Source organism: Dactylosporangium sp. NPDC005572, from assembly GCF_040605515.1.
Classification (GTDB): domain Bacteria; phylum Actinomycetota; class Actinomycetes; order Mycobacteriales; family Micromonosporaceae; genus Dactylosporangium.
In genome coordinates, this window is the sequence record NZ_JBEXCY010000355.1 from 1 (window position 1) to 6,741 (window position 6,741).

Annotated in this window: 6 protein-coding genes and 1 pseudogene; 1 reads left to right on the top strand and 6 read right to left on the bottom strand. The window is 70.9% G+C overall.

Annotated elements, in window-relative coordinates; genetic code table 11:
* The 6 genes from ABZS66_RS59650 to ABZS66_RS59675 all read right to left on the bottom strand — a co-directional run.
* Nucleotides 1–1,226 (bottom strand): DUF87 domain-containing protein (locus tag ABZS66_RS59650; protein ID WP_354773567.1); only part of this gene is annotated, 1,226 nt, incomplete at its 3' end.
* A gap of 12 nt (nucleotides 1,227–1,238) precedes the next feature.
* The gene (locus ABZS66_RS59655; protein WP_354773569.1) at nucleotides 1,239–2,177 is read right to left on the bottom strand and encodes a PrgI family protein; all 939 of its coding nucleotides are present in this window, start codon (nucleotides 2,175–2,177) and stop codon (nucleotides 1,239–1,241) included.
* Nucleotides 2,167–2,379, bottom strand: coding sequence for a hypothetical protein (locus tag ABZS66_RS59660; protein WP_354773571.1), 213 nt, complete (start codon nucleotides 2,377–2,379; stop codon nucleotides 2,167–2,169). The genes ABZS66_RS59655 and ABZS66_RS59660 overlap by 11 nt, the downstream gene beginning before the upstream one ends.
* A 71-nt stretch (nucleotides 2,380–2,450) precedes the next feature.
* Complete coding sequence (locus ABZS66_RS59665) at nucleotides 2,451–3,677, bottom strand: hypothetical protein (protein ID WP_354773573.1); 1,227 nt, start codon at nucleotides 3,675–3,677, stop codon at nucleotides 2,451–2,453.
* A 190-nt stretch (nucleotides 3,678–3,867) separates the two neighbouring features.
* Entirely contained in the window at nucleotides 3,868–4,206 is a 339-nt protein-coding gene (locus ABZS66_RS59670; protein WP_354773574.1) for a pilin, read from the bottom strand.
* A 129-nt stretch (nucleotides 4,207–4,335) separates the two neighbouring features.
* Entirely contained in the window at nucleotides 4,336–5,208 is an 873-nt protein-coding gene (locus ABZS66_RS59675; protein WP_354773576.1) for a hypothetical protein, read from the bottom strand.
* A 902-nt stretch (nucleotides 5,209–6,110) separates the two neighbouring features.
* Between ABZS66_RS59675 and ABZS66_RS59680 the strand changes: the two are divergent.
* Nucleotides 6,111–6,741: pseudogene (locus ABZS66_RS59680) on the top strand (hypothetical protein); the annotation flags it as partial.

Here is a 6,741-nt window from a genome sequence, read left to right on the forward strand (position 1 = left end):
CGGGCCGCGAGGGTGTCGGCGGCTTCGGTGTGCTGGGCGGTGAGCGTGGTGGCGACGTCGCGCAGTAGGGGTGCCTGTCGGCGCCAGGTGTCGGGGTCGTTGAAGATTCCGGCCTGGTCGTAGGCGTCGTTGATCGCCTTATCCAGGGCGGCTCGCTCCGACGGCGGTGGCTGCTGCCGCAACAGCACCGAGATCAGCGTGTGCAGGAACAGTGCCCGGTAGGTGCGCGCCTGCGGTCGGCTATCGCCGGGTGGGATGTCGAGGGGGTTGAGCCGCACGCCGCCGGCACCGAGCGTGATCGTGACGCCGCCGACCGCGTCGGTCAGGCGGATGTACTCGTTATCCGGGTCGATCAGCGCCACGTGCACGGCGTCGGCCAGGGAGCGGAGCACTTCGAGCTTGACGAAGTAGCTCTTTCCCGCCCCGGATCTGGCAAGCACCACGCTGTTGGCGTTGTGCTGCGTCCACCGGTCCCACCACACCACTCCGTTCGAATAGGGATTGAGGCCGTAGAGCATGCCGCCGGTGGCGCCGGGTTCGCCGGGCAGCGGCGCCGGCAGGTCCGCCGAGGCGAGGGGGAACGCCGCCGCGATCGCGTCGGTGTCCATCACCCGGCGCATGCGGAGCCCGTCGGTTGCGAGGGGAAGGGTTGCGGTCCAGCCCTGCAGCTGCCGCCACGTCGCGGGCTGGGTATCGAGCAGGACGGACGCGGCGGTGGCCCGGATGTGCACGACCGCGTCGTCGAGTTCATCGAGGGTGGTCGCATGCACGCACAGGTACAGGCCGACGCGGAAGAGTTTGCTGTGGCCGCGGGCGATGCGGTCGGCCAGTTCTGCGGCGTCGTCGGCGGCCGCTTCGGTGATCGGGTCGACGAGGCGGCCTTTCTCCGCGTCGGTGCGCCGGTTGGACTCCAACCGTGCCCGCTGTCTGCGCAGCCGGGCGGCGGCGATCTGCGGAGGCAGCGGGTCGATGTAGACGACGACGTCGAGCCGGCCAGGCCAGGCCAGCAGCGGGTCCAGCCATGCGGGGCCGACTTCCGCGGGGTAGCCGGTGACGATCAGTGTGGCCGCGTACCCGTCCCCGACGCGCAGATAGCGGGGTGTGTTCTGGATCGCGGCCGGGCCCAGAACGGCCGCGAGCTCCGCCGCGGATTCCGCCGCGTCGGCCGGGCTCGAGTCTGGGCTTGCGTGAGGGCGGGTCAGCTTTCGCCGTTGCAGCAGGGGCATGTCAGTCTCCTGTCAGTCCTCAGGTCCGGTGATGGCCCCGTCGGTCAGGGCACGGGCCCAGGTGACGTCGGCCGGGGTGTAGGGGTCGGTGGCGCAGGTCAGCACCGCGGCGGCCCGGCCGCCGTCCAGGACGGCGGTCTGCGCCCCGAGCGCGGACAGCGCGGACGCCGCATGTTCGGCGCGGCGTAGGACCTCGGTGTCGCGGCCCTGGTCGCCGGTTGCGGTGACCGCGACGATGACCGTGCGCCACAGCGGGTCCCGCCGCGCAGCGAGGTCGTCGAGGAAGTCGGCGTAGTCGCGGGCGGCGTCGGCCAGAGCCGGATTAGCAATCGTCTCGGCGCCCTCGGCGATGCGCTGGGCGTGGCTGGACAGATCGACCCGCTGGGCGGAGATCACGATCTGCACCGGCCCGGAGAGCGAGTTCAGCCACCGGCCGTAGCTGCCGATCAGGGCGGCCCGCTCGTTGCCCGTGCGCAGCCCGATGTTCACGGTGGTGCAGGCGACCAGCGCCACCGCATGCGGGCCGGCGTCGACAACACCATTGTCGCTGATCGCGTTGGCCGGCAGTCGCAGCACCGGCACCGTGGGTGGAGGTGTCTCGGTGGCCGGCGCCCAGGCCGGTGAGGTCGTCGGCTGGCCGGCCGTGGCCGGGGCCAGCCGCTTGGGGCTACGGATGTGCCTGGCAGCTGCCAGCAACCAGGCGTCCATGGGCAGTCCGTCGCGGCGGCCCAGCGCCAGCACGATCGCCGCCCCCGCGAGGGGCATGAGTACCGCGACGAGCACCGGCAGCGGCACCAGGCCACCGACCGCTCGGAAAATGCCGTAGCCGATCACACCGGCCATGGCCAGGATGGCCAACTGCCGGGCGGTCAACCCGTAGGCGATCTTGTCTGGGGTGTCGACATCGGCGGGAATCCGGGCGTGCGGGTCGGCGTCGTCGCTACTTCTCACGGAGGCCTCCGCGTGTCGTGGTGATGTGCGCTTTCAAAGCCTGGGTGTAGAGGTCGACGCCTTCGGCGATCTCCTCGCGGGTGTAGGGGTAGATTGGGCGGCCGGTCGGCCACGCGATGGCGACGATGTCGGCGCTGTTGGTCGTGGGATCGAGCGGCGTCGGGTTGGTCATCGCTTCGTCGGCGGTGTACTGCGTTGTCATCTGACTTCCTTTCCAGTGGGTCGGTAGGCGCGGCCGTCCGCGGCGCGTGAGGGACGTCGTGATGGGACGTGTCAGCTCTTGCGGGCGGGTCGGATCCATTGGTCTGTGACCGGCTGGCGTACCGGCCGGGTACGGGGCATCGCGGTCGCCGGGGTGACCCCGGGCGAGACCGACAGCGGTGGACCCGGCCGCGGCTGCTGCGGGACGACGCCAGCGGCCCGGATCGGCGGCCGTGACGAGCTGGGGATGGCCGCCGCCTGCCGCTTCGGCCCGGCGCGGGTGTAGAGGTCGACGCCGCGAGCGAGTTCCTCGCGGGTGTATGGGCGTACGGGTCGACCGGTCGGGTAGGCGATGCCGGCCCGGCCGGAACCGGCACCCGCAGGCCGCGGCAACGGCCGGGATGCGGAACCGGCGGAGCGAGAAGTCGGGGACGGCGGGGCGAGGCGAGTGCGCCCCTCGCCTCCGCCGCCTGAGTTCACCGGCCACGGCCGGTTGACCCCATCCGCGCCGGTACCGCCGCCCCCGCCGCCGGCACGGCCAGCAGACCGCGTGGCGCTCCGGCCGCCGCCGAACACACGAGAGATCCTGCGTGTCAACTGCTGCACGAGCACGACCCGCAGGATCATGCTCATCGCGTTCGGCCGGCTCTGCGTGACGTAGCGGCCCATCAGCCCGGGGATCTTGACAACGCCAAACAGCAGGCAGACGACGATAAGCAGGTTCATGACCGCCGCGGGTTCACCGCCCGGGATCGGCAGGCCCAGCACGCGCAGGTTGCTGTCCGGGTTGAGGAAGACCCGCAGCGTGGTGTGCAGGGCGACCGCTTGGATCACGACGATGCCGAGTGTGCCGAGCATTGTGCGCCACCACAGCTTCGCCGTGGCCTCCGTCTGCCGCGTGCCGTGCAGAGCCAGGGCGAGCGGCGCGATGCCGACAGCGACGACGAGCACGCCGAGCCGGATGATCCATTGCACGAGGAGCGTGCCGGTGAGCACCGCGATCAGCAAGCCGATGAGCAACAGCAGGAAGCCGACCGCACTGGCAGCGTTCACGTCGCTCAATGCGGTGACCGTGGTGTTGCGCAGCTGTTGCATCGAGCCGGGCGCGGTAATGTCCTGGCTGGTCAACGCGGCGGTGAACGCGTTGGCCAGCCCGATGATGGTGGAGCACAGCGGGATGGCGAAGTTGGCCGCGATCAGGCCGATGACCAGGCGGGGGATCAGCTCGCCTGGCCCGACCTGGGATTGGATGGTGTCGCGGCCCATCACCAGGATGCCCGCCCACAGGAACGCCAGCACGTAGCAGACGTTCACGATGCTCAGCGAGGTGCTGGCGAAGGCGGTGACCTGCGGCAGCTCGGTCACGTCGGGGCTGACGAAGGCGGTGACCGACAGCAGTTCCCACAGGGCGTTCAGCGCGCCGATCACGGTCTGGGCGAACCAGTTGAGGATGGGCCCGATGAGTTGGTCGGCGAGCCAGCCGCCCATCTCAGCCCCCGATCCAGCCCTGCACGACCGCGAGCAGGATCGGCGCGAGGACCGCCAAGGCGTAGCCGATGAGGGCGTTCTTGAACGCGGAGTTGGCCTTCTCGATCTCGGTTGGGTCGCCGCCCGCGGCCAGGCGACGCAGGCCGCCGATGGTGAGGAACAGGGTGGCAACACCGGCCAGCAGCCCGACGATCCAGGTGGTGATGTTGCCGATGATCACGGGCAGTGTGTTGGCGGCCAGGATCTGCGGTTCGGCCGCGTACGTCGGGGCCGAGGCGGCCACGGTCGCTAGGAACGCGACCGTGACGGTGGTGATGCGGTAGATGGTGCGGCGGAACATGGTGGGCACCTCCTGCCCCGCGTACGGGGCTCGATATTGGGGTTGAGGTGCGCCACCGGGGATGCGGGACGGGGCCGTGGGAGCGTCGCTCCTTCCAGCCGTGAGGTGATCGGGTGCGAACACGGCCACTCAGGCCGGCGCTGCCCCGATCCCCGGGGCGCCGACACCGGCCGCTGCTCGGTCCGATGTCTTGCCCACAAAGGCCCGCTGTTGGGCGGCCAACACGACGTCCGCCGCCACGCCGCGACCCAACAGCGACCCAACAGCCCGTCGCTGTTGGGTCACACCCGCAGCAGCGACGGGCTGTTGGGCGGCGGCCTTGCGCACTTCGATGGCGGCGACATGCTGCTGGGTCGCGGCGACCCGTTGTTGAGTCGCGCCACCGCCGCGGCGGCGGGGCCGCAGCGGCACGAACGCGAGGTCGCCCCCACGGATCGCCTCCAACAGCCGGCGTTCGGCCTTCAACCGCCACGACGAGGCCAGGCTGGCGGTGATACCGATGCGTGCCCCGGCCTGGGCGAGGGTGGCGTTTTCCAGTCGGGTCGCGGCGATCAGGTTCGCCTCGTCGGCGTCGATGACGCCAGCCGCGACCGCCCTGGCCAGGACCAGGTCCGGGTGGTCCCATGGCTGAATCGGCGCAATCGGCCCGGCCGCGCCGGTGTGGACGAGCTGGGCGTCAGAATCCGCGTCACGCGCCTTGCGGGCCGCGCGTACGCCAGCGTCGATGAGCCGGCCAACCACCCGCGGCGGCTCCAGGTCGATGCTCTTGAGCCGTTCGACGAACCCGACCAGCAGCTCTGCGTCCAGGTCACGGGTGTCCCCGCGCCATCCCGCCGCGAGCAGCCCGGCGATGTGGCGTAGACCGGGCAGGGCGACGCCCACCGCGGCTACGACCCAGGCCGGGCCGTCCCGGCGAGCGCGTATGACCAGTTCACGCCACACCGCGTCGCGGACCTCGACGCTGGTCTGCGCCGCCAGCAGCAGCGCGCGGAGCCGTTCCAACGGCAGGATCTCGTCCGGCAGGCCGTCGAACCCGCGGCCGTCGAATCCGATCTGGGTGGGCGGCTGGACGAGCAGGGTGAAGGCACGGCCAGCCGCAGCCAGCGGCGACGACGGCCAGGATCGAGCAGACCGGGCAGACATGGCATCCCTTGCGAGGCGTTCGGCACCGTGCCCTGACGGCGGTGCGAGACCTCTATCCGCGCACGCCTACCCGACAGTCCAAGATCACGCGGGTTGCTCCGAGAGCTTGTTGGGCCTACTCAGGGGCATGCTTACCCAACGGCCCAAAAAGACACGGTGCCCGGCATCGTCGGGCCCGGCGGCCCAACGGCGCAGTTCACGGGCCTGTCGGGTGCTGTTGGTCGAGAGATCCGCACGTCGGCGGACTCGTCCGACCTCGGACACCACTGATGGCCCCTCCCGGCGGAGTTGCGCGGGTCACCGAGCACGTGCCCCACGCGCAGCTACCCGGGGCGCGGCTCAAGCGCGCTGACCTGGACGTGGTGGGCGTTGAGGCTGCCGGCGAACGCAACGCTTGCGTGGCGAACCCCGCCCCGCACGACCCGACAGAACAGCGACCATGGCTGCTGCCGGCCCCCGCTGCGGAGCCGCCGCCCGGCGTCGCCTACCACGAGGAACCGGCTGTTGGCTACCCAACAGTGCCCACGGAACCCGCTGTTCGGCCCACCCTGAACGTTGTTGGCCAACACCGACGGCCGTTCGGTCCAACCCGAAAAGCTGCTGGGCGAGCCCTCCCGAGCTGTTAGGTAGCGACGCCCAACAGGCCCGAACGCTGTTGGCTGCTGTTGGGCATCCGCCCACCGGCGGCGATGCTCTGAGCCAGGCCGTCGAGGCCATTCGTAGGTGCGAACACGGCCAGTCAGCGCGGGAGCTACCCGCACATGACTGCTCTGCCCAACCCCACGCTGAACAGCGCGGCACGCCCAAACCGGTCCGACCACGACGCACGGCAGCCCGCCGACGGGGCGGTCCTCGTCGGCGGCGATGTCCCGATCGCCATCTGGCGGCTCGACGACCGCGACGACGCCGAAACCACTGATCCAGACACCCGCCTTGCGGCACGCCTCGCACAGCGACTCGTCCTCGTGTACACCCGACGCGGCGACGCGGTCATCGACTTCGGCAGCGACCCGCACCTGAAGCACGCCAGCGCCCACGCGTCCCGCTCGTATCTGTCCATCACCAATCCCAGCGCGGTCGCCGACCTCGACACGCTGACCGAACCCGTCAGTCTCGTCGTCCTGCGGTGGCCGCCACGGCACACCATCCGGACGCCGGCCAGCATCGCCGACGTGTTCGCCGCGTGCCGGCTCATCATGACCGCCGACACCTGCGTGATCGCCGCTATCAGCTCCGCGGCGCTCGGCCAGCCCGGCATGACACTCCCCGAGCACCTCGGCGAACTCCTGCCTGCTGCCCGCGCGGCGGGTCTGACCCACGTCGTGCAGATCGTCGCGGTCACCGGTCCCAGCCACGGCGACGAGTTCCTGTATTACGCCACCCAGGCCGAAG

What these genes read in the sequence shown, in the direction of transcription:
- ABZS66_RS59670 (WP_354773574.1), bottom strand. Translation starts at nt 4,206, where the DNA reads ATGTTCCGCCGCACCATCTACCGCATCACCACCGTCACGGTCGCGTTC.
- ABZS66_RS59660 (WP_354773571.1), bottom strand. Translation starts at nt 2,379, where the DNA reads ATGACAACGCAGTACACCGCCGACGAAGCGATGACCAACCCGACGCCG.